13 protein-coding genes are annotated in these 25083 nt (G+C 45.2%); 1 reads left to right on the forward strand and 12 read right to left on the reverse strand.

What is annotated here, in order from left to right; genetic code table 11:
- Nucleotides 1–18 precede the first annotated feature (18 nt).
- The 6 genes from HX021_RS13010 to HX021_RS13035 all read right to left on the reverse strand — a co-directional run bounded on the left by HX021_RS13010 (nt 19) and on the right by HX021_RS13035 (nt 11515).
- The gene (locus HX021_RS13010; protein WP_286590814.1) at nt 19–1587 is read right to left on the reverse strand and encodes a RagB/SusD family nutrient uptake outer membrane protein; all 1569 of its coding nucleotides are present in this window, start codon (nt 1585–1587) and stop codon (nt 19–21) included.
- A gap of 25 nt (nt 1588–1612) precedes the next feature.
- Complete coding sequence (locus HX021_RS13015; protein ID WP_286590815.1) at nt 1613–4711, reverse strand: SusC/RagA family TonB-linked outer membrane protein; 3099 nt, start codon at nt 4709–4711, stop codon at nt 1613–1615.
- A gap of 4 nt (nt 4712–4715) precedes the next feature.
- Nucleotides 4716–5756: a FecR family protein gene (locus HX021_RS13020; RefSeq protein WP_286590816.1), complete on the reverse strand. Its 1041-nt coding sequence runs from the start codon at nt 5754–5756 to the stop codon at nt 4716–4718.
- A gap of 66 nt (nt 5757–5822) precedes the next feature.
- Complete coding sequence (locus HX021_RS13025) at nt 5823–6350, reverse strand: RNA polymerase sigma factor (protein ID WP_286590817.1); 528 nt, start codon at nt 6348–6350, stop codon at nt 5823–5825.
- A gap of 567 nt (nt 6351–6917) precedes the next feature.
- Nucleotides 6918–8489, reverse strand: coding sequence for a RagB/SusD family nutrient uptake outer membrane protein (locus HX021_RS13030; protein ID WP_286590818.1), 1572 nt, complete (start codon nt 8487–8489; stop codon nt 6918–6920).
- A 41-nt stretch (nt 8490–8530) separates the two neighbouring features.
- Complete coding sequence (locus HX021_RS13035; protein WP_286590819.1) at nt 8531–11515, reverse strand: SusC/RagA family TonB-linked outer membrane protein; 2985 nt, start codon at nt 11513–11515, stop codon at nt 8531–8533.
- Between the two features lie 423 nt (nt 11516–11938).
- Here HX021_RS13035 and HX021_RS13040 point away from each other — a divergent pair, with 423 nt between their 5' ends.
- Nucleotides 11939–15898, forward strand: coding sequence for a hybrid sensor histidine kinase/response regulator transcription factor (locus tag HX021_RS13040; protein WP_286590820.1), 3960 nt, complete (start codon nt 11939–11941; stop codon nt 15896–15898).
- Nucleotides 15899–16105: 207 nt separating this feature from the next.
- Here HX021_RS13040 and HX021_RS13045 read toward each other — a convergent pair whose 3' ends face one another.
- From HX021_RS13045 to HX021_RS13070, 6 genes are all read right to left on the reverse strand, one after another.
- Complete coding sequence (locus HX021_RS13045; protein ID WP_286590822.1) at nt 16106–17431, reverse strand: MFS transporter; 1326 nt, start codon at nt 17429–17431, stop codon at nt 16106–16108.
- Between the two features lie 91 nt (nt 17432–17522).
- A complete protein-coding gene (locus HX021_RS13050; RefSeq protein ID WP_286590824.1) occupies nt 17523–19832 on the reverse strand; it encodes a family 65 glycosyl hydrolase domain-containing protein in 2310 nt (769 codons plus the stop codon).
- A gap of 20 nt (nt 19833–19852) precedes the next feature.
- Nucleotides 19853–20500: a beta-phosphoglucomutase gene (pgmB, locus tag HX021_RS13055; protein ID WP_286590825.1), complete on the reverse strand. Its 648-nt coding sequence runs from the start codon at nt 20498–20500 to the stop codon at nt 19853–19855.
- Nucleotides 20501–20532: 32 nt separating this feature from the next.
- Nucleotides 20533–22401: a glycoside hydrolase family 13 protein gene (locus HX021_RS13060; protein WP_286590826.1), complete on the reverse strand. Its 1869-nt coding sequence runs from the start codon at nt 22399–22401 to the stop codon at nt 20533–20535.
- The gene (locus tag HX021_RS13065) at nt 22401–23420 is read right to left on the reverse strand and encodes a SusE domain-containing protein (protein ID WP_286590828.1); all 1020 of its coding nucleotides are present in this window, start codon (nt 23418–23420) and stop codon (nt 22401–22403) included. The genes HX021_RS13060 and HX021_RS13065 overlap by 1 nt, the downstream gene beginning before the upstream one ends.
- A gap of 61 nt (nt 23421–23481) precedes the next feature.
- Nucleotides 23482–25077, reverse strand: coding sequence for a RagB/SusD family nutrient uptake outer membrane protein (locus HX021_RS13070; RefSeq protein WP_286590831.1), 1596 nt, complete (start codon nt 25075–25077; stop codon nt 23482–23484).
- Between the last annotated feature and the right edge of the window lie 6 nt (nt 25078–25083).

Genomic DNA, 25083 nt, shown 5'->3' on the forward strand with positions numbered 1-25083 from the left:
AATTTGTATACCCGCCATTTATTTAGGTAAGCGAGATGGATTTGCAGTCGTCATTTCCTGATGCAAACGGGCTTCTTCCAACGGATAAGGGAAATAGCGCATCGCTTCGGTCACATTTTCCTTGAGCCCACGTCCTTTCAGGTACGCATTGCTCACCTTTTCATAACGTCCCAGACGGATCAGGTCCTGCCGCCTTTTATATTCAAAGACCAGCTCAAAGCCACGTTCATCCACCAGTGCGTCAATCATGCCTTCCTTGCTGGTCGGAGCCGGAAAATCTGGGTGCTTACCATACTCTGGGGCCCCAGCCCGCTTACGCACTTCATTGATGTAAGGTAATGCTGCTGCAGGTCCATTCAAGGCATTTTCAACCTCAGCTTTACATAAGATAACGTCGGCAAGACGAAAGACCTGGATGGTCCTTCCATCCAAATAGGAATTGTTGACCATATCATAAGAGTATTTTTTCGTCGCTACATTTTGCAGGAATTTTACCGTATCACTTGGCGGGGTGGTCTGCCCCTTGGCCGGCAGCATATAGAAAAATCCATGTGTTGTATTTTTATCGCGTGCGGCTTTCCCTTCATAGTTGTAATAGAAAAACTTTTTACGCGGATCAAGATCGCTGTATTTACGCCAGAAATCCAGCGAAACACCATAGTATTGCCAGCGGTCCGGAACTTCAGGATTATCTGTCGGTCCGAAGTGATTGGTGATCTCACCGCCATTTAATGTAGGCTCATGCAGAATCCCAAAAATCAGCCCCATATCCATCTTATTGTTGTCGGACCATTCCTTCTTAAAGTCCGGATTTAGGGTATATACCCCTTTATCACGCAGGGCCAGTACCTGATCGATATAAGTTTTGGCTTTTTCGTAGTTATGGGCGCGCATATACATCTTTCCCATCAGCGTCAGTGCTGCCCCTTTGGTGGCCCGGCCGATACCAAGTTCATCCGACCATTTCTCAGGCAAGTTGTCGATCGCATACTGGCAGTCTTGGGCAATCTGTGCATCGATATCCGCTACGGCAGCCAGCGGTTCGTTATAGCTTTCCGTAGGGTTTTTCACCGTCGTAATCAGCGGTACCGGGCCCCATGCGTCTGTCAGGTCCATGTAAGATAAAGCCCGAAGGAAGCGTGCCTGTGCAATGATCTTCGTTTTTCGGTCTTCGGCAATAGGGACTTCTTCGATCCTTTCGATCAGCATATTCGCATTACTGATCACCTGGTACATATTCTGGTAGTTGAATTTAAAATACCGGTTATTATCGTCGTATGAAAAGTTGCTCATCCGTGTGGGATCACCGGCGGCGGTCGAAAATCCCATATCGGTCGCATAGTCGGTGATCATCACCAGATAACCGGCATAATATTGATAAGCATCACCAGGATAGGGCGACAGGCTGGTGTATACCCCTGTCAGTGCAGCATTGATATCGCTCTCCGTCGAATAGGCATTTTTGGTCGTCAGGTCGCTGTACAGTTTGGGATCCAGCTTGGTACAGCCAGTCATACTGCCACTGAGCACAGCTGCCAGTGCGGTCATTCCCAAGATATATTTGATGTTGTTTTTAGTCGTCTTCATGTCATTTGAATTTAACGGTTAGCTATTAAAATGTGGCACTTACACCGAAGGTGAATGAGCGCATCGAAGGGTAGGAATTGAAATCTAAACCCACACCGGCATTTGCACTTTGATTATTTCCAGCCCTGTTCTTGACCAACGCATCATTTTCATAACCTTTGGTATCTACCTCAGGATCCCAACCGGTGTAATTACTAATGGTAAACAAGTTTTCAGCCATACCATACACCCGGATCGACTGGATCGCTTTTGTCTTTAGGGGTACAGTGTAACCCAGTGTCAGATTACGTAAACGTAAGAAAGAAGCATTTTCGATAAAATGATCATTGATATAACCGCCATAGTTCATGTAGTAAAATCCATTTCTTGGGATATCCGTATTGGTATTTGTTGGCGTCCAGCGGTCCAGTGCTGCTGTGGTACGTTTCCATTCCAGATTCATGCGCGTCATATTGAGCAGGTCATTGCCCAAGTTGCCGTATACAAATGCCGTGAGATCAAAATTCTTATAGGCAAAGGTATTGGTCATCCCAAAGTTGAGCTTAGGGTAGCCTCGGCCAATAATGGTACGGTCTGCCGAATTGATGGTTCCATCGCCATTGATATCCGCAAACTTCGGATCGCCCGCTTTTGAATTAGGCTGTGCTGCATAATGTTCGTCTTGCTGGATGACGCCAAGATATTGATACCCGAACAAAGATCCCAACGATTCACCGACCCGGATCACAGAATACGCTTCCTCCGATACATTCCCCATGGGTTTTGACGACGTCAGCAGCTGTTCGGGCTCCCCGCCCAGGCTGGATACTTTATTGCGGTTCATGGCAATATTCAGCTTGGTTTCCCAACTGAACTCGCCGGTCATGTTCTTGCTCGTGACCGAAAATTCCAGCCCTTTATTATTCATGGCCCCCAGGTTACGTTGTCCCGACACATAGCCCGTATAATACGGAAGTATGCTTCGGATCAACAGATCATTCGTCTTCTTATAGTAAGCATCCAAGGTAAATGCCAGTCGGTTTTTGAAAAAGGCGAAATCCAGTCCCATGTTATATTGCGTCGTAGATTCCCATTTCAGCTGGTCATTTTCAGGGTAATTGGGATTTTGCTTGACACCGCCGGCATTGGTAATGCCATCAAAAGTATAATGACCATTATCCATTAAACCATAGGACGCATAATCAGCAACGCGATCATTCCCGGTCTGTCCATAGCCCAGTCTAAATTTCAGGTCTGAAAAGAGCTGCTGATCCTGCATGAACCCTTCATTATTGATCTTCCAGGCAAAGGCTGCTGATGGAAATGTTCCCCAACGGTGGTTTGGGCTGAACCGGGAGGAACCATCCCGCCGCAAGGTAGCCGTCAGCAAATATTTATCGGCATAGGCATAGTTAACACGGCCGAAAAACGAAATCACCAGGTTCTCTGCCTTTGCCGAATTCACTCCTGTAATACTTGAGGCCAGGCCAAGATTATTGTATTCCAGCAGGTCGGTTGAAAAACCTTTCACATTGATGCCTTTATTGTTGCGCACATATTTCTCATAGGAGTATCCCCCCATCACGCTCAGGTTGTGTTTTTCCTGAAATACCTTGGTATAGGTCGCATAGAAATCGATCAGGTTGTGGGTTTCATTGTAATCTGCCTGACTGGCGACACCATCATCTATTCCACCCTGATAAGAATCCCGTGTCAGGTAGCTTCCTAGCTGATCGTGGGTGATTTCCGTTCCCGCATTCATGCGCAGGGTCAATTCCTTGATCGGGTTGACTTCAACAAAAATATTTCCATTCAGCTTATCGCGCTGCACATCATTGATACGTGACATCAGATTGGCAAGCGGGTTATCGCCCTGCCCTCCGGGAGGTCGCCCAAAGCTTCCATCAGCATTGTATACGGGTACCGTAGGATCGTAGGTCAGGATACTATACAGCACATTTGAATTCAATATATTTCCATCATACACCTGCATATTGGATTTTTCCCGCTGTGCCGATAGCGTCGCCCCGGTCCGGATAAAATCATTGATCTTTTGGTCGACATTGATACGGCCCGAAATCCGGTTGAAATCCGTAGTCTTTAAAATTCCTTTTTGGTCAAAATACCCCACACTGGTCAGCACTTTTGTTTTTTCTCCACCACCGGAAAACTGTAGGTTGTGGTTCTGCAGAATGCTGTTTCGCATCGTCTCTTTGACCCAGTCCGTATTAACATCCGATTCTAGCTGTGATTTGGTGTAAACAGCATATTCCTGATTTTCCTGTCCTTCAATCTCTTTGTAGAGTGCATTCGCTAGATTCATATATTGTTTGCCATCAAGAAAGCTAAACGGGTTGACCGGTTTTTGCGTTCCCACATAACCGCTGTAGGTGATATTGTTCTGATCCGTGCGGCCGCGTTTGGTCGTAATGATGATCACCCCATTTGCCCCTCTGGAGCCATAGATCGCCGTGGCAGATGCATCCTTCAAGATATCCATGGAAGCAATATCATCCGGATTGATGTTGATCCCGTTATTGGTCGGAAAGCCATCAATAACATAAAGCGGATCGTTACTACCACTGATGGAGTTGGTGCCCCGGATACGGATGGAAGTACTTCCACCGGGGGCTTTAGAATTCTGGGTGACCACGACGCCCGAAGCTTTTCCCTGCAGGGCCTGCCCGACATTACTCACGGCACCACCTTTTGTCAGCTCATTGCTGGAAAGCGATGCAATAGCACCGGTGAGATCGCTCTTTTTCTGTTTACCATAACCGATCACCACAACATCTTCCAGCTGATTGACCTGATCTTCCAGAATAATGGAAAGCGTAGTTGCTCCCGTGGCCGACACCTGCACATTGCTTTCCACATAGTGCTGGTACCCGATATAAGAAAAGGTCAGTTCATAGCCTTTCCCATCAGGGACATCGCTGAAACGGAACGTTCCATCAGCAGCACTGGAAGCTGCTGCCGAAAAATTACTGCCCCCATTTTTCAATAGGATACTTACACCCGCGAGCCGTTGCCCGGCGGAATTTTTGATGACACCATTGATCGTGCCTGCTAGACATTGAAAGGAGAGCAAAGTCAGGACAAGGAACACAAAAAATGGTTTCCTGGTTAAGTTGAGTTTTACCATGATGCTATTTTTTAGGTTTGAGTACATATGTGTTATGCTGTTTTTGCAGTACAAAAGGGTTGACCTCGACAATCAGTTGTAAAATAGATTCTGCCAACTGGGTTTTGTCGTGTATATCCATCGTATGCTGTTTCCTAAAACGGCCCCTGATCCGGTAGTGTCTGACCATCAGGGAATCATAGGAAATCGGCATATCGAGTTCGTGGTTAATAAATTGAATAATATCTGACAGGGAAGTCTCCTCCAGCTGCAGCCAATCCTGCGACTGGTGGATCGTCTTTGGATAGGTATAGGCTTTTGTCCGGATGGCAGCAGGGGAAACTGCAGCTGTCAGGCTCTGTTTTGCGGGCAGTTTATTTCCAAAATCCGAAAGAACCATGGTGGACTGTTCCGAAAACCAGATCTGCTGGCCAGGTTTTAGGATTTTTGCGTCCTCACTGTTTGTATCGGTATGTTCTACCCGCACTTTGCCCTCAAACAAGCGAATGACAACATTGTTGGATTCCGAATCAAAATCTACCGTAAATTGGGTCCCTAATGCTGTTGTCATCAACTGATGACTTTCGACAATAAAAGGTTTTGAAGGATCCTTCGCAACAGCAAAGCTGATTTTTCCGTTCAGTACCCGGACATGCCTAATATCGAGCTCCGGTCTGATCCGTACCTGCAACAAAGCGCCCCCTTCAAGCTTCAGGTGCGAGCCATCCTCGGTGATAATTTCTTTGGGCTGTGATAGTGGATTGTAATAAAGCTCCTGGAGGATGCCCGGTAGTGGCTGCTGCGCAAATCGGGATGTCGTCTCCAGCGATAGGTTTGAAAAAACAAACAACAGTCCAAAAAGTACGAATATCAGCAGGAGCTTTACGAGCTTATGCCCGCTGCGTTTGGTATTTTTCTCCTGTGCAATGTACGTCATCCAATCGTTTTCCGAGATCAGGTCATCCAGCAAGGTTGGATCCTCATTGAGCCAGGACAATACAAGCTTGGCCTCCTCTGCCGAACATTGGTTTGCCAGGAATTTATTTAATAATTGCTTACGATTCATAACAGTTGCAGCTCCTATTTTCGAGCAGGTATTTAACTGTAATACGAATAACGGGTACCTTATCCCCTAAAGCAATTTGAAAAATTTTTTGATGAATTTGAGACCGATGCTGACATGGTTCTCAACAGTTTTGGGGGAGATAGCGAGTTTGGTAGCGATTTCTTTGTAGCTCAGTTCTTCGATCTTGTGGAGATAAAATACCTGCTGCCGCATGAATGGCATCTGGGCGATGAGCTCCTTCACATAAGCCAGTTCTCCTTTATAGGCAATCTGCCTTTCCAGGTCTTCATATTGGCTCAGGACAAACGGTTTCTCGGCTTCCACGTATTTTCGGTCCAGTGCCTGACGCCGGAGTTCGTCGATCAATTTGGTCCGGGCAATCTGAAAAAGCTGCGTACTGAACCGGATCTCCGCATTCGCTTTATTTTTCCGTTCCCACACAATCAGAAATGTCTGCTGCACCACATCTTCCGAAAGGCTGGAGCACTGCGTCTTGTGGTACAAAAAATAATACAATTTTCTATACCAATAACGATAAGCTAAAAAAAACTCTTTTTCGTTTGTCGGTGCCCGTTGTAGGATTTCGTTAATCATAATCTACATTTAGATAGTCTTGCTTCCCTGCAATCATTGTTGACAATCATTACATCGAAACTTGGTCCCTGATAGATGCGTAAGTATCGCCCATCAACCACCACTCTTTTTTGGCTAGTTATCCAGCTCTAAAGTGATTATTTTTTATCAAAAAAACAAGATAATATTTTCATCTTCAAGAAACAGAGTCCGTGTAAAACGCACTCTTGGCATGGATTCGAGCTTGATCCGTACCTGCTATAGCCCTTTTATGGGGCATGGAGGGGGTATTAGCAGTGTAAGACAACCAGTTTGTTTACGTACTGAGTCCGTGTTTAACTCGGACTCACCACGGACTCAGCACGGATTTATGCCGCATACATAGCGAAGCTGCTAAGACTCTATTGCGAAGAAACCCTAGTCCTGGTACGATAGGCTGTCGAGCAATTCCAAACTGTCCTATACACAAGTTTAGCGAAAGAAAAAAGGTCTTTAGATTAGGCAGTATTCTTGCTAATCTAAAGACCTTTAATACAAATCCAAACGGATCAAGTAGTTTTTTTACCGCCGTTAGAGCGGTTTTTTTTATTAATAGCCTGGATTTTGTTTCAGATTAGGATTTACCGCGATCTGTTGGCTCGGGATAGGATACAACAATGTTTTTGGATCCGGATCGGCCGCTTTTTCCTGCCATGCCTGTAGGAATTTACCAAAACGGATCAGGTCCTGTCTCCGCCAGCCTTCCCAGTACAGCTCGCGGGCACGTTCGTCCAGGAGATTATCCAAGGTTAAGGAAGCCAGTACCGGCACCCCCCGATTTGTTCGGATGCTGTTGACCAGGCCGAGTGCATCCGTAGCTGCACCAGTTCCCCCACGTAAGACCGCCTCTGCCTGCATCAATACCACATCGGCATACCGAAAGACCACCCAGTCGTTATTGCGCTGACCTGTAACACCGTAGTCAAAAGCATATTTCATGGGACGAATGCCAGCTGTTTCCAATGTGGCTCCAGAGGTACGTATGGTCACTTCAGGTGTAAACACCAACGGTGCCGTGGCCGGGTTACGCGCTTTCAATGGTTTGTTGGTGCTCCAGTTGTATTGTTGCCCCGCAAAGAAGCCTACATTCTGACGTTTGAATCCTTTTTTCCGATTGGAGGTTGTGTCCGCTGCATACTCATAATAGATACCTCTACGCTCATCAGATGCCGAAAACTTATTGTAATAGTCAGATAAGGTACACCAGCCGTTCCATCCCCCCGGATTCATATTGTAGTGGGCAATGGTATTCCAGGTCCGGTCCACACTTCCGCCTCGTTCGCCATTTTTGTTGAACAGGGTATAAATATTCTCGGTTGATTTTTCATCATTATCGGGGGCAAAGTTGTCAAAATATTTGCCTTTTGCCGAGATGCTATATGCACCAGTTGCTGTAATTTCCTTAGCCAGGGAGATAACTTTGTTCATATCCTCAGGTGCGAAGCTAGGGGATTGCCGATTTAAGAAAGCTCCTTTATTTAGGTAGATTTTCATCAATAAGGCCTTTGCCGCATTTTTGTTGGCAACATAAGCCGTCCTAGGTCCATTTGCTGGGAGCCCCTCCATGATTTCATTCAGTTCCTTTACCATGTAATCAATAGCGGCCTGCGGTTGTAGTACCTCCGGTGCAATTCTAAAATCTTCAAAGGACTCCCCTTCCCGGATCGGGACCACACCATACAGATCCAATAGATCAAACATGACCAAGGCACGGATAAAGCGGGCTTCGGCAGCTTGCTGCGTACTGGGTTTATATTTCAGCACATTTGTGGCATTGTAAATTGCTGTTCCCAAGCTGACAAAAGTATTGTTCATATAGCCGTTGTCCGCATTCCAGGTATGCAGGTGAATGGCCCGGTGCATACCGTTGTCATCCCAGTCCCCACCACGGGTAGGGGCCATTGCGGCATCCGTAGAGATTTCCTGCATGACCCAACGTTGCTCCTGTTGATAGGGTGTATTCAACGAATTATAGGCCGTAATCAGTAGGCTTCCGGGATCGACATTCGATGTCCCTTCTTCCAGCTCGCCCTTAAATTCCTCTTTCAGCTTTGTACAAGAAAATGTGCTTGTCACCACTGAGCCAATTAAGGCTATATATACTAATTTTTTTAATTTCATCTGTCTACGATTTTTGATTTCCAATGACATTTAACACAGGTTTAAAGGGAGAAGTTGACACCCAATAAAATATTTCTTGCCGGTGGGTAAGGCAAATATTCAATACCCAAAGAAGGAATACCATTGGTCGCACCATCCGTATTCACCTCAGGATCGAAACCGGTATATTTCGTAATGATAAACAGGTTCTGTCCCGTAAGCGAAACATTTAAATTTTTCAATGTTTTCCCAACATCTCCGACCTTGTAGCTCAGCGTAAGGTTGGCCAGTTTCAGATAATCACCCTTCTCCAGAAAACGTGTCGAAGGCGCTGCGGAGTTGGAAGTAGACTCTTTAACAGAGGTATCAAAGAAAGCAGAACCGATATTCCGCGAGGACAGGTTACTCAGGCCTAAAGTTGTTGCCGCCGTATTATTGAACAGGTAATGTCCAAAAGCACCATTCATGTTTGCCGCCAACGAAATCTTCTTATAATTGACATTCGTGGAGATACCAAGCAATGTTTTGGGGTTAGGGCTGTTCATATAAAATTTGTTGATTGCCGGATCATTTTCCGTACTGATGCTGCCATCCTCACCACGGTACATGCTCATGCCTGTCTGTGGATCAATACCTTGGTAATCGGCCAGGTACCACACATTTAAGGGTTGACCATTCACCATCCGTTGTCCCAGTACCCCCGAAAATCCCTGACCTCTCAAGGCACCGGTCTCATAATAACCAATGAGGCCACTCACACTATTTTTAAGGAATGTCGCATTACCGGTCAGATCCCAGGTCCAGTTATCATTTTTGACCAGCGTTCCTGTCAACGCTACCTCAACCCCTTTATTGACAATTTCACCGTCCAGATTTACCCAGATACGACCTGCAGGTGCCGGTTGAGCAAGCGTTTGCTCAAATAGGGCATCTGTTGTTTTTTTATTGAAGTAATCGATCGAACCATACAGGCGGTTGCCCCAAATACCGAAGTCAATACCAGCATTGATGGTGGTGGAGGTTTCCCATTTCAGATCCGGGTTTCCATAGTTTGCCTGGCTGATGCTCTGGTTTCCAAAAACTAATCTATCCAGGGAAGCACCGGAAGGGAACTCCTGGTTACCGGTTTTTCCCCAGCCCAGACGTACTTTCAGTTGATCGAAAATGCCACTGGACTTCAAGAAGTCTTCTTCAGCAACATTCCATGCGACTGCCAGCGATGGAAACATCGCATATTTGTTGTTGGCCCCAAATTTGGTTGAGCCATCTCTTCTTACTGTAGCCGTAAATAAATACCGGTTCAGGTAATTAAAGCCACCACGTAAGAAAAGTGACTGCAATTGGTTTGTAGGGCTTCTATAAGAAGATATTTCTCTGGTCGCAACAGGAGAATATTGCAAATAATCAAAATAATCCAGTCCAAGGTATCTGAATCCACCACCAAAGGAAATATTGTTATTGTAATTGTAGTCCAGGTATTCATAACCAGCTACCGCATTCACATTCCAATCTTCGTTGATCTGCTTATTATAGGAAAGCATGTGCGTCATCTGTAGATTGGTTTCGTTATTGTTGGAGAGAAAGGCCTGCTCGTTGTTTACAGCCGAGGGGTCAATAAGCCCTGCCCGGTACATCCCCGAACGGTTACCCGTCTGGCGCATGGCACTGTAGATAAAACGGTATTCCAGATCATCCGTGATTTTATAATACGGCGCCAGGTTGACCACCATGGTATTGGTGGTTGCCAGATCCTTGAATGCCTCAATACTGGTCAATGGATTGCGGGTCGTGGTACTCACAAAGGTCAAATTACCCTCATCATCCCATAGGGATCGGGTTGGGTTCCATTGCAGGGCCTGTGAGATCACATTTCCTTCCGAACCCACCATCGCATTGATCGGTGCATATTTATTGTCCATCTGTGTCAGGAACACCGAAAAATCGAGTCCTAATTTCTTACTTTCCAAGAAACGGAAATTCCCGGTGAAATTCGCGGTATATTTCTTTAATTGGGAACCGCGGATAATACCGTTTTGATTTAAATATCCACCGGACAATCTATATTTTCCATGCTCGGTTCCTCCGGCCACATCAGCATAATAATTTTGTGTAATGGCCTTTCTGGTGATCGCCTTAAATGCATCTTCGCTACCACCAAAATCAGCATTGGCGACTTCCGATGGTGTATAATAACTCAAGGCTTCTCTAAATCTTGCCGGATTCAGTACATCGGGATATTCACGCATGGTCGATACCCCTGCCGATGCGCCCACTGAAACTTCCGGAGATCCGACCTTTCCTTTTTTCGTCGTGATGATCACCACCCCATTAGCTCCACGGGAACCATAGATTGCTGTTGCTGAGGCGTCTTTCAGGATATCCATGCTGGCGATATCACCAGGGTTCAGATAAGTCAATGGGTTACCACGATCGGAAGAAAATCCACCTCTTCCTTCCGGTAGAGGTGAGTTACCGGACATCGGTACCCCATCCAGCACAAATAAAGGATTGTTGCTGGCCCGGATGGACGAATTCCCACGGATACGTACGGTAGTAGATCCCCCGGGTTGGCCCGTATTGTTGATCACCATAACCCCCGGTGTCTTTCCTTGGATCAATTGATCGGGGCTCGTCATAATACCTTTATTGAAGTTTTTGGCGCCTATGGTTACCATCGAGCCCGTCAGATCCTTCTTTCGGGCTGTACCGTAACCAATGACGACCACCTCTTCCAGGCCCTGATCGGCACTGGGTTCCAACGCAATTGTCATCTCATTGCCCACAATCGGGACTTCTTTCAGCGCATAGCCGATATAAGAAACTTCCAGTGATTTGGCCTCATTGGAAATCTGCAGTGTAAATGCACCCCCAGCATCCGTAGTGGTCGCTGCGGTACTCCCTTTTACTTTGATCGTTGCCCCTGTCAGTGGACTTTGGGTCTCATCCACAACCTTCCCTTTCAGCACCTTGGTCTGGGCTACCGCAATAAAGGTGGTGAACAGTAATGCTGGCATCATTACACATTGCGCAAGTAGTTTGTTTTTCATACGCTTTTAAATTGGTGGTTTAATTGATTCTGTATTTCAGAGCAATTTCTTGCTCAAACAAAATGTTAAGTGATTCATGGTTTTTCAGTCCAATAACAAACTGGTATCTCCGCACCCCTTCATACAACTATCGGCCATGCTAACTACAGGTTCCTTTAAAGAACCTGAAAACCGTCGTCCCATACCGTTTGTAAGCACTATAGACTGATAAGTAACTCGCTTAAAAAAAATAAGAATACAGCTATCTGCTGTCATAATTTTAGGGCAAGGCATAAGTTTACTTTTTGGTTATTATCGTCCTATAAAAATCGCTAAATCCTTGCTGCGACCCCAATCATAGCGTCTCAATTTTATATCAAAACGTATCAACAGATCTCTTTTTTTTCTTTTTTATTGACTATTTTTAGAGATACATTATCAATTTTGCGCAGAATAACCTTTATACCTATCCTCTATCTCCTACTTGTATGGACTAACCTACAGGCACAATCGTTCTATTTTAAAAATTATCAACCCCACGATGGTCTCTCCAATAGTTCTGTTAAGTGTATTACGCAAGATACCCAAGGCTTTCTTTGGCTAGGGACAAGGAATGGGCTTAATCGTTTTGATGGCAATCAATTTAAGATATTTAGGCACAATGCTTCAGATCCAACAAGCATCGGGAGCTCGTCTATTTTAAGTATCCTTACCGATAGCAAAGGTGTGCTATGGGTAGGAACGACACGGGGTACCTATTGTTACAATCCGGTTAAAGAAAACTTCAGACCATTCAATAGCATACCGATTGGCGAGGTAAACGCCATACATGAATATGCCGGTTTTATCTGGCTGCTTTCCAATGGTAAACTCTATCGTTATAATCCTCTTACAACGGAAATCGTTTCTTTTGATCAAAACAAAAATACCCTGGTAGCCATTACCAGCAGTAAAAAAGGCGGACTGTGGACCACAGATATTAACAGTACAATCGAAAGGTACCAGGTTAACTCCGGCAAATTTGTTCAAATTGCACTCAAAAAATCAGATCGGAAAGCACTGGCCAACACAAAGACCGTCTACGCTATCAACGACTCCCTGCTCATGGTCGGTACCATCAATTCAGCCTACCTGTTTGATTTTAAAAATGGAACATTAAAAAACTTATTTGCAAACCATTACCCTAAGAAAGTCATCCAGGCAAATTGCATTATCCAACAGACAGAGTCGGTATACTGGATCGGAACAGAGACTGGAATATATACCTATGACATTCATACAGGTCAGAGCCAACACATCAAAAAAGATCTGCTCAATCCATTTGCCATATCGGATAATGCCGTTTTGAATTTCTATCGGGACCGTGAAGATAACATCTGGTTCGGAACATTTTTTGGCGGTTTTAACCAATACAGCAACAAATTCGACAACTTCAAAAAGTATCTATATGGATTTGGAAAATCTGCTTTATCCGGGAATATCGTACACGATATAAAAAAAGATAGCTATGGAAATTTCTGGATAGGCACAGAAGATGGTGGCCTAAACAAAATAGATGCTCAAACACAACATATCCAGCATTTTGTTGCCAATGGAAAAAAAGGCAGTATTGCACATAACAATGTCCATGGTTTGGCAACCATCGGCGATGAGCTTTGGGTAGGCTCTACAACCCATGGCTTGGATATACTTGACGTAAAGACCGGAAAATTAAAAAAGCACTATGACCGCATCGGCAAAGGTCCCTTACAAAGCAGCTTCGCCGTTTGCATCTTTAAGGCCAGAGACAACAGCATGTTTGTAGGGACAGACCGCGCATTATATGGCTACAACAAATATAGCGACAGTTTTGACCTTATGCCCATTACAGCATGGATACAAGGAATTTACGAAGATGACGATGGTATACTTTGGGTCAACACCTATGGAAGCGGAGTTTACCAATACAATCGGGATACGGGTGAAATTAAACATTTACGCTCCGAGCAAGGTAAACAAAATACACTCGTCAATAATTACGTCAATGGCTTATTCGAAGACAGCAAAAAAAATCTGTGGTTTTGTACCGAAAGCGGTCTTTCGAAATACCGCCGTGATGGGCATTTCACCAACTATCAGACGGAATCGGGTTTACCTTCTAATCAGGTATTTAAAGTATTGGAAGACGACAATAACAGCATATGGATATCAACAGGAGGTGGGCTGGTCAGACTGGACGGAGATTTCCCCCATATGGTCATCTATACATCGCGAGACGGGCTTCCTGCGGATCAGTTTAATTATAATTCAGCATTTAAAGATAAGGACGGTACATTATATTTTGGTACTATAAAAGGAATGGTCAGTTTTAACCCGACAAAATCCATCAAGAATAACTTTATTCCACCTATATTCATAAGCGGCATTCAGATCAACAACGAGAACATACAGGTTCGTGAAAATGGCATACTCAAACAATCCATCTCCTTATCAAGAGAGATTCAACTGACCTATGACAGTTCCAATATCAGTTTCAATATCGCAGCCTTGAGCTTTGTTTCCCCTAAAAGCAATCCCTATCGCTATATCATGGAGGGTTATGACAAAGGCTGGACTGAGATCACTGGCAGTCAAAAAATTTATTATAATAAGCTTCCCCCCGGCACTTATACCTTTAAATTTAAAGGGGCAAATAATAATGGCATCTGGAACCCGGCGGAAAAACAACTACGTATTGTCGTTTCACCACCCTGGTGGTTATCCGCCTGGGCGTACACTATTTATTTACTGATATTTAGCACAATTATCTTATTGATATTGCGGTATTATTTTTTGCTGATCAAAGCGAATAACGCACAAAAAATGGATAGCTATGAACGTAAAAAAGAACAAGAAGTCTATAATCTTAAACTTGAGTTTTTCACCAATCTCGCCCACGAAATCCGGACACCATTGACCTTAATCAAGATGCCACTAGAGAAACTCATCCGTACACATCAATCTGAGGCGAATGACACGGTAAATGACCTTGTCTTAATCGAAAAAAACACGACAAGGCTGATTAGGCTGACTAATCAACTTTTGGACTTTAGAAAAGCAGAAACAAATAATATGAGCCTTATCTTTACAAAAACGGACATTAACAACTTGTTACTTGATGTATTCAATGACCTGAACACACTCGCAAAGGAAAAAATGTTGCAATATGATCTTTCCTTGCCCCGGATTACACTCACTGCCCAAGTCGATGAAGAGGCTTTGCGGAAAATATTCACCAACTTGATTCATAATGCCATAAAATATGCCGCTCATCAGGTACATGTCAAATTGCTTCCTTTCAACAGTGACGATATTATGTTCAATATCGAATTTCGAAATGATGGCGATCTTATTCCTTTTGAAAAACGGGAAAAAATATTTGAGCCCTTTTACCGATTAAACGAATCGAATAAAGATACCGGAACAGGTATTGGATTACCCCTATCCCGTTCGCTAGTGGAGCTTCACCAGGGTTCATTATCGCTGGCTTATACGGAAGAAAACCGAAACATCTTTCTGCTCTCGATCCCCATTGTGCAGGAGCAGACCTTGGACATCAAACCAATCCTCGAAGAGACTGTGGTTCCTAAGGAAGACAAACGAAACGCAACAACAGATCAAAACGCCGAAAAACCGGTCATCCTCATTGTCGAGGACAACAAAGAAATACTGGCCTACCTCAATAAGGAACTGAAAATTGATTATACAATTCTGCGTGCTAGCAATGGAGCTGAAGCACTTGAAATATTGGATCAGGACAATGTACAGCTCGTCTTGACAGATATTATGATGCCTATTATGGACGGCATCGCTCTTTGCAAACGTATCAAGAGTGACATCCTGTACAGCCATATCCCCGTGATATTCCTGACCGCAAAAAATGCACTTGATGCCAAAATTCATGGCCTGAAGATCGGTGCGGATGCCTATATCGAAAAACCTTTCTCCATGGAATTTTTAATGGTGCAGATACGTAATATCCTCAATAACCGGATGATCATCAAAAACTACTTTACCAATGCTTCCGGGTCAAACCTCCTGGATATCAATGTCTCGGCACCGGATAAGGATTTTATCAGCCAGCTCAACACGGTTATTTATGAGAATATTTCAGATATCGACCTGAATGTCGATGAGCTGGCCCGGTTAATGAATATGAGCCGGCCAACCTTGTACCGTAAAATTAAAGGCTTATCTGACCTGACACCCAACGAGCTGATCAATATCTCCCGCTTAAAAAAAGCGGCCGAATTGTTGGTTCAGAGAGAATATAACATTACTCAGATTTCCACCATGGTCGGCTATACCGTACAATCAAATTTCTCCAGGGATTTCCATAAACATTATGGCATGCCACCCAGTGTTTATATGACCGAAAACAGCTAATTGTCGCGCGGGGAAGCAACGGTTAAGGAAAAATATCAGAAGTGATCGTTATCGAGACAGTACAAAGAACCCGGTAAATGAAGAGGTTAAATCAGCCGATCAAATCCTAGAATGGTCTGATCATGTTATGTGGCAGGTAACGATAATACTAGGAAATCAAAATAAGATTGCATGTGGCATCATGATGCCACATGCAATTCTTCAAATCTATTGCTTGCTTTTGGGCACAAAAAATGCGGCCAAAAACATGAATACGCCTGCCAGCAATAAGCCATAGATCGATTGGCTCTGAAAGATGAATTTAATGATCATTCCACCAAAAAATCCACAGACAATCTGCGGCAGTGTAATAAAAAAATTAAAGAGGCCCATATATACCCCCATTTTTGTTGGCGGTAAATGATCACTCAAGATGGCGTAGGGCATGGCCAATATGCTGCCCCAGGCGATCCCAATACCGAGCATGGGTAAGATAAGTAATGTGGCATCTTTGATCAGAAACAGCGAAATCAGCGAAAGTCCCCCCACAATAAGTCCAAAAGCATGGGTTTTACCACGCCCATATCGTTTAGCGATCCTGGGGATAAATAATGCATAAATGGCCGAAACCCCATTATAAATCCCAAACAGCACACCGACCCAATTGGCGGCCTCCATATAAAGATCCTGGCGGTTTCCAGCTTTTAGATAAAACACCGATTCCGCAATAGCCGGTGTCGTATATACCCACATCATGAATAGGGCAAACCAGGAGAAAAACTGTACCCAGCCCAATTTCTTCATCACCAGCGGCATGACCTTGATATCCTTTACAATTGTACCAATCCCAAAAGTAGCAGTATTTTCTACGGTCTCCACGGTTTCTTCGGCAAATGATTTCAGTTCCGACGGACTATATTCCTTTGTTTTGAACACCGACCATAATACGGACAGCAGTAATACCAGTCCACCGACATAAAATGAATAAATTACATTCGTAGGTACATGCCCTGGCTCTGCAGTACCAGAAATCCCCAAATAGTTAGTTAGTATATAGGGCAACAACGACCCTACAACAGCCCCTATACCAATGAGAAAGGTCTGCACCGAAAAACCCAGACTACGTTGCGCACTGGGCAGATTATCTCCTATCAGTGCCCTAAAAGGTTCCATCGTTATATTGATGGATGCATCCATAAACATCAGCAGGCCTGCTCCGATCCAAAGTGGTGGGATCAACGCTGTCAACAGGGCTGCGTTGGGCATAAGCAGCAATGTCATTGTAGTAAGGAGGGCTCCCACTAAAATATAGGGCCGGCGACGTCCCAGCCGCGTCCAGGTCCGGTCACTATAGTGACCGATTATTGGCTGAACGATCATACCTGTTATTGGTGCTGCCAGCCAAAATAAAGATAGATGCTCCACATCCGCACCAAAAGTTTGAAGAATACGTGAAGCATTACCATTCTGTAAAGCAAAGCCCATTTGTATTCCTAAAAATCCAAAACTCATGTTAACGACCTGGCTTATACTTAATTGAGGTTTATTCCCCATAATTAGCTATCAAAATTTAAGACAAAATACAATTTAATTACCATTTCAGCGATTGCAAGTGCGGAAGTCCTCCACACTTGCAAATGCGGAACTATCCTACCTGAGACACCTCTTTTCGGCTCTGCGCAGCCAACGTAAATGCGTCAGTCGTCGTCTGTATATCAACAGCCGTATCGCTTATATTGTCGACTGTATATCCATCGCCATGTACTTCGATCAATAGAATAGCACCGCGAAAGAGCACGCGGAACTTATACCCCTGCCATTCTGCTGGTAACATAGGATTTAAATATAGTTTTCCTTCTTTTACACGCATTCCGGCAAATCCTTCGACAATGGTCATCCAGGTACCTGCCATCGAGGTAATATGCAAGCCATCTTCAGTGTCGTTATTGTAATCATCCAGATCCAGGCGCGATGTCCGTAAATAGAACTCATAAGCCTTGTCAGTTTTACCAAGCTTAGCCGCTAATATGGCGTGTACGCACGGAGAAAGCGAACTTTCATGTACCGTAAGCGGTTCATAAAATTCGAAATGGCGCCGCAGGGTATCATCATCAAAGCATTCCTCAAGAAAATAAAAGCCCTGGAGCACATCCGCCTGTTTAATATAACAGGAACGTAAGATGCGATCCCAGCTCCATTTCTGATTGATAGGACGCTGTGAAGGATCCAGATCCTCAACTGCAATCAATTCTTTATCCAAGAAACCGTCCTGTTGCAAAAAGATCTGCCGCTTTTCATCATATGGGTAGTAAAGGTTATCGATGATATGTTGCCAGCTATTGCGTTCCTCACCGCTTACCCCTAGCCGGTCAAACAGTGCGTTAAACGATCCCGGTTGAGCATGCTCAGCATCTTTCAAGCAGTTCAGGGTATATTCCAAACACCAGGATGCAATCCGGTTGGTGTACCAGTTGTTATTTACGTTGTTCTCATATTCGTTAGGTCCGGTTACACCCAACATGACATATTGCTGTTTATCCGTGCTCCAATTAACGCGTTGGGTCCAGAACCTGCTGATGGCAACCAAAACATCCAATCCATGGGACCAGGTATAATCCGTGTCCCCGGTATAACGGGCGTAGTTGTAAATGGCAAAAGCAATGGCACCATTGCGGTGTATTTCCTCAAAAGTTATTTCCCATTCGTTGTGGCATTCTTCACCATTGATCGTCACCATCGGGAAGAGAGCCGCGCCATTGCTGAAGCCCAATTTTTCCGCATTTTCAATTGCTTTGCCCAATTGTTGATGGCGATACAACAAGAGATTTCGTGCAATCTCCGGCGATTGTGTAGCCAGGTAAAAAGGGATGCAATACGCCTCGGTATCCCAGTAGGTTACCCCTCCGTATTTCTCGCCCGTGAAACCTTTTGGCCCGATATTCAGTCGGGCATCCTCACCGGTATAGGTTTGGTTAAGCTGAAAGATATTGTAGCGGATGGCCTGCTGAGCAGCCACATCACCAAAGATCTCGATATCACTTTCAGCCCAGATTGCCTGCCAGGCTTTTGCCTGTTTTTCCTTCAATTGGTCAAACTGCAATGGGGCCAACTCCGCCAGGCGCGCTGTCGCAACTGCCTGCAAGTCTGCGGCCGCATGGTTTTCGGATGTTACGATCGCTACTCTTTTTTCAATGCAGAGTGTTTGCGATCTGGCTACTGTCGTGCGATACCGTTGGCCTACACAACCATTTTCCGAAATGCTATCCGCTGCGCTAATCATGCCATCCGCTCCTGTAACCCGCGTTTGGAGCTCCGCGCAGACTTCAAAGCCCGTTTTCTTTGTCCGTGAGCAGACAAACAGGTTGTCTCCCCGTTCCCCCTGCGCCAAGGGCTCCCAAAACTTCTCATCGTAGTTGCTGTCCCTATTGACGACCTCTGCGTCCAAAAACGAAATTAGCTCGATCGTAACGTCGGCTGTCAGTGCCTGGATAGTATATTGTAAGGATGCCGTTTCAGAAGCAAAAAGATGATACATACGACTGGCCTCCACCTTCACTTCTGTTCCGTTGGGCATCACTGCAACAAAACTACGCTGCAAAACGCCCCGTTGCATATCCAAGCGGCGTTCAAATGATTTTACCTTAACCTTTGCCAGATCCAGTGGTTGACCATTGATCATGATTGTCAGTCCGATCCAGTTGAAAGAGTTGATTACCTTGGCAAAATATTCGGGGTAACCGTTTTTCCACCAGCCCACACGGGTTTTATCTGGATAGTAAATACCTGCCAGATAAGAGCCCTGTAATGTTCTTCCACTAAACTGTTCTTCAAAATTGGCCCGTTGTCCCATGCGTCCATTACCAATGGAAAAAATACTTTCCGAAAATTCGTTATGATCAGGTCTAAACTCATCTTCTATAATTTGCCAAGGGTCATGCTTGATATATGTTTTCATTTGTTAATTGCTACTATAATTTAAAATTTATCGACTAATACACCTAAATTGGCCACGATGTCATCCGCTCCTTTTAAGTTATCGGCCTCTCCAACACCAATAACCTGCATATTGGCAGCCTTAGCAGCATCAATGCCGGCTTGGGCATCTTCAAGTACCAGACAAAACGAAGGTGCCACCCCCAAAGCCGCTGCTCCTTTAAGGAATACTTCAGGATCCGGCTTAGAAGCCTGTACCACATTTCCATCGATCAATGCATCAAAATAATCCACGATCCCAGTTTTCTGAAGGATGTTCAATGCATTTTTGCTGGCCGATCCCAATGCGATCAAAATATGCTTTTCGCGAAGCTTATTGAGCAGGTCGAGGCTGCCCGGAAGCAGCTGCCCAGGGTTGAGCTGTTCGATCAGATCAAGATACCATTGGTTTTTCTGCTGCAACAACGCTGCTTTCTCCTGCTCGGATTTCTCCAGTCCTGCCCACTTCAGAATAAGTTCAAGTGATTCAACACGGCTCACGCCTTTCAGTTGCTCATTATCCGCCACAGAGAAGGAATAGCCCAGACTCGTAGCCAGTCTATGCCAGGCTTGAAAGTGGTAGATTGCCGTATCCACCAACACACCGTCCAAATCAAATATTACGGCTTTTACAGTAGTATAATTAATCATTGAAAAAATGAAATTTAAAATATCGCGTTGTATTAAAATTTTAGGTCAAGTACTTTCGTCTCGTAAGCCGCCAGTTTGATTTTATGATCAGTTGGTTTCAGTGCCTGCTGACTGATAACGTCTACATAACCTGTTGCTTTTGCGTTCCGTTCAGCAAAGCGGTCGAGCTTCACTTCCTTTTCCTGATCGTTGCAGTTCATCATCACCATTACAGTTTGCTGCTCATTGTAGCGGAAATAAACATATACGCCATCCTCCGGCACATACTGCATCGTTTTTCCCGATTGAAGGACAGGATGCTGCTTACGGTAGTTGGCCAGGGTACGTACAAAAGACCACATCTCCTGCTCGGCTTCTGTCCGGCCGGCTACGGTAAATTTGTCCTTCTTGTCGCCGGCAAAACCACCCTGAAAATCTTCGCGCAACAGACCATCCGGATTGGAAAAGTTCTTCATCAGGATTTCGGCTCCATAGTACAATTGGGGGATCCCCCTTGTCGTCAGCAGCCAGGCCATTGCCGATTTATATTTTTGTACATTTTCGCCTATGACCGAGAAAAAGCGATCCTTATCGTGATTGTCCAAAAAGATAACATTCTGTTCCGGTTGTGGATATTGGTAGTCTGAGGCCAACGTGCTGTAAAGTTTATTTGCTCCCACTGTCCATTCGCTCTTTTGATTGAGCGCATCCCCAATCGCATAATTCAGCTGAAAATCCGTTACCCCCATCAGCTTCGAATCGACCTCCTGCCCCACACGCTTCCCGCCTAGGAAATAAGCTTGGTTGGCAACACCCTGCACCCAGGTTTCACCAAAAAAAGTAAAGTTTGGATACTCATTTTGAATGCGGTCGGTCCATTTTCCCATAAAATCCAGATCATTGTAAGGGTAGGTATCAATACGAAATCCGTCGATGGCTGCCGTTTCTATCCACCAGATATGACTTTGTGTCAAATAGTTTTGCACATACGGGTTCTGTTGGTTCATATCAGGCATCGTCGGCACAAACCAGCCTTTGACCATTTTCTTTTTATCCGCTGCGGAGGCATAAGGATCGAACACAGTCTGATCCTTATAAGAGGTTTGGGTATATTCCGGCCATTCGTTGAGCCAGTCTGCCATCGGCTTATCCTTCACCGTCCAGTGATAACTGCCGATATGATTGGGCACCACGTCAAAAATCAGTTTCATCTGGCGTTTATGCAGTTGCTCACCCAATTGGACATAGGTATCATTGCTTCCAAAACGCGGGTCAATATGATAGGTTTCGGTATTTGCATAACCATGATAGGAAGCCAAGGGCATATCGTTGGTCAATACGGGTGTCATCCAGACCGAGGTCACCCCCAGATCCTGGAGATAATCCAGTTTACCGATCACTCCTTCCAAGTCGCCACCGTGGCGTAAATACATGGAATCCCGGTTCAAGCTCATATCCAGCATACCCTTCACCTGATCATTTGCCTTATTGCCATTCGCAAAACGGTCGGGCATAATCAGGTATATCAAGTCTTTGCTGGTCACTCCTTGTGCTTTGACAGCCTGGTTTCGCTGTTTTAGTTCGTAGCGATAGGTCAGTTTCTTCTTTCCCTGACTAAAGGTAAAGGTAGACCAGCCCGGTTGAGCAGACGCTGTTATCTTAACATCCAAAAACAGGTAATTAGGGTTTTCTGTCCGGTTTACCCGAAGGAGTTCAATGCCTTTGTCGTCAACCTGTACCTCACTTTTCCCGATCTGCGGGCCATAGACGACAAGCTGCAAGGCTGGGTTTTCCATGCCTACCCACCAGTTCAAAGGTTCTACCCGCTGAATGGATTGCCCCTTTAAGGGGCTCCATCCAAGCGCTGTTAGTGCCACAATTCCTGTGGTAAGTCGTATCGTTGTTTTTAATATGGTCGGCATTATTTCTTGGTTAAAGTGTATGTATTCGCATTGAGGTCAAAGACAATGTCGTAAATACCGGCTTTGGCAACGGCAATATTGTCACCACCGGCCACCAACGTTCCATTGGCACCGCCGAAGTTTGTTCCCCAGTCGTGATTCTTACGGAACTTGATTTCTCCCGCCACCAGAGTAACGGTTAACTTCCACAGCTGGTTGGCATTGTCGTATTTCATGTCGGTATCTGCATCCCATCCTTTTGGTGTAGCACTTCCGATGACACCCCAGCTATGATCTTTGAATGTAATGGTATTGGCTGTAGTATTGACTTCAATTTCGAGGTTTCCTGCGCGTGGTGCTTTGATGTTATCGCCGCTGTTGTAGGCAATTTTACCGGGTGCTGTCTGTCCATAGGAATTTGCCCAATTGCGTTCCGTGGTCAGCTTAAACTCCGAATTTGCTTCCGGATAAGCAATGATTCCAGTGTAAATCCCATTACTTGTCGGTGATACGAGCGATTCTGCGGTGACCGGATCCCAGCCCTGGTAGGCTCCCGGTACATACAAATAGCTGGTCGATGCGTAAGGACTAGCTTTTAAACCACTGAGCGCGGAGAAAACAGCAGCGATCTTACTGCTGATACTGGACTTTAAGCGTACATCAAAATCCGATGCTTCGCCGGTAGGCACACCTAAGGATAACAGGTAGCTATTCAGTTCATACCCTGTGAATCCCATGGCACTGCGTCCATTAGGCAGCACAACCTCTTTTACTGTTTTAAAATTATCCCCCTTGCGCCCAAACTGGATCACATTTGTTACCGCAGCCTGATATCCAAAGTCCGGTTGCACCAGACTCAGGCGCAATACCGTATCATTGGCTGTGGCTTTTGACAAGATCAAACTGCTTTTATCCAAGCTCAGTGTGGCGGCTTTCACCGCATCTGCCGGATGTAGCCGGGCCTGTGTTTCGTCTTTTTTACAACTTTGGAAAGCCGCCAACAATAGCAGCGCGATTCCGATATAGTGTATTATTTTCATGTATACATCTTTTTCTGCTTCCATCTGAAGATGGAATATGGGTTTATCATTCAATATGCGATTAATTATAGCCTGGATTCTGCACCAGGTTCGGATTCGCGATCAGATCCGCGGCCGGAATCGGGAACAAGGCGCGGTAACTCGGTACAGCTTGCCCTGCCAACACCCCACCCTTAAATGGCCAGAGATAATTATCGCCCGTGAATTTGCCATAACGGATTAAATCTGAGCGCCGAAATCCCTCCCAATACAGCTCTTTTACGCGCTCATTCAGCACATCGTCCAGCGAGAGGTTAGTCAGGTTTCCACTGGTATTGCCATAAGCTCGTGTACGCAATTTATTGACATAATCCAATGCTTTGGCGACTGTTCCGCCCGAGCCACCACGTAGTGTCGCCTCGGCATAGATCAGGTGCATTTCTGCCAGACGGATCAACGGAAAATCAACGGAAGCAACAAAACCCTCGGCGGCGGTAGGTGCAGTCTTGCCATCTTTATTCATGTTACGAAATTTGGTTACTGCCAACCCTTGCTTATACACCGCAATATCTTCGATCTTCACACTCGAATTCAAGTGAAAAAGAGCGCGTTTGTCTGTGGCTCCTGAGTAGTCACCAAAGATCGTCGCGATGTTGTCACGTACCCTATTTCCAGCCCAGCCACCACCAGGAACACCAAAAGAAGTTGGATTCATGGAGGCATCAATAGCCGCATTGATCAGGTAAGTCGTTCCGCCTTTACTTTGGGTCTTTGTACCATCATAAGGTAAATAGAAGATAAATTCTGGATTGTTCACATCGTTATCGGCATTGAAAAGCTGACTGTAATTTGTTCCCAAATTATAGCCTGAGTTTAATACCTTTTCCGAATAGCTGATCGCCTCGGTATATTTTTTATTGCCGGCACCCAGATAGACTTCAGCATTGAGATAAAGTCTGGCCAATAGCCCCCAGGCTGCCACCTCATCTATCCGGCCATAGACATTCTGCCGCGAACCTTTCAGCTGGCCAGCTACGTCCAGTAGTTCTTTTTCCACATACGCAAAAAGTTCGGGTCTTTTGATCTGTGGCGGCGGTACCTTCCCCACAGCAGTTTCTTCGGTCACGAAGGGTGGATTGCCAAAAAGGTCCAACAGCACCCAATAATTATAGGCACGCAGGAACCGCGCTTCGGCTCTATAATAAGCGATTTCCGCTTTATCAGTGTCGGATAGGCCACGCTCGCTTAATTTTGCGTCCGTACTCTCGCGCAGAAATTCATTGACTAAGGTAGCGCTGTAGATACAGCGTGTGTAGAGACCACGCAACATAGGGTTGCTATCGTCAAAATTCAGATAATCCAGCCCACTGATCCCGGGATCATTCAGCCAGGCACAGGCAGCCTCGTCCGTTGTCAGTTCCTGCGCATTCCAAAAAAGGCGTAAAAAATCAGAAGTACCCGGATCCAGCCCGCCCAGATCAGAATTATTGGGTCCGGATGTACTTGGCATGGTTAGGCTGCCGTACAGTCGGGCAAAGGCCATGGTATACCCTTTAAAATCTTTGTAAGCCACATCAGCGGTCACGTCATTGGTCGGCTTCAGGTCCAGATCCTTATGGCAGCCGGATAAAGTGAGTGCCAATAGACAAGCCGATATATAGTTCGTTAGTTTTTTCATTTTTAT

It is taken from the genome of Sphingobacterium sp. N143 (assembly GCF_030325625.1).
Classification (GTDB): Bacteria; Bacteroidota; Bacteroidia; order Sphingobacteriales; family Sphingobacteriaceae; genus Sphingobacterium.

Bases quoted from the DNA above. Each gene is read 5' to 3' on its own strand.
- pgmB (WP_286590825.1), bottom strand. From the start codon at position 20,500: ATGATTAATTATACTACTGTAAAAGCCGTAATATTTGATTTGGACGGT.
- HX021_RS13025 (WP_286590817.1), bottom strand. From the start codon at position 6,350: ATGATTAACGAAATCCTACAACGGGCACCGACAAACGAAAAAGAGTTT.
- HX021_RS13050 (WP_286590824.1), bottom strand. From the start codon at position 19,832: ATGAAAACATATATCAAGCATGACCCTTGGCAAATTATAGAAGATGAG.
- HX021_RS13065 (WP_286590828.1), bottom strand. From the start codon at position 23,420: ATGAAAATAATACACTATATCGGAATCGCGCTGCTATTGTTGGCGGCT.
- HX021_RS13070 (WP_286590831.1), bottom strand. From the start codon at position 25,077: ATGAAAAAACTAACGAACTATATATCGGCTTGTCTATTGGCACTCACT.
- HX021_RS13060 (WP_286590826.1), bottom strand. From the start codon at position 22,401: ATGCCGACCATATTAAAAACAACGATACGACTTACCACAGGAATTGTG.
- HX021_RS13030 (WP_286590818.1), bottom strand. From the start codon at position 8,489: ATGAAATTAAAAAAATTAGTATATATAGCCTTAATTGGCTCAGTGGTG.
- HX021_RS13035 (WP_286590819.1), bottom strand. From the start codon at position 11,515: ATGAAAAACAAACTACTTGCGCAATGTGTAATGATGCCAGCATTACTG.
- HX021_RS13015 (WP_286590815.1), bottom strand. From the start codon at position 4,711: ATGGTAAAACTCAACTTAACCAGGAAACCATTTTTTGTGTTCCTTGTC.
- HX021_RS13045 (WP_286590822.1), bottom strand. From the start codon at position 17,431: ATGGGGAATAAACCTCAATTAAGTATAAGCCAGGTCGTTAACATGAGT.
- HX021_RS13010 (WP_286590814.1), bottom strand. From the start codon at position 1,587: ATGAAGACGACTAAAAACAACATCAAATATATCTTGGGAATGACCGCA.
- HX021_RS13020 (WP_286590816.1), bottom strand. From the start codon at position 5,756: ATGAATCGTAAGCAATTATTAAATAAATTCCTGGCAAACCAATGTTCG.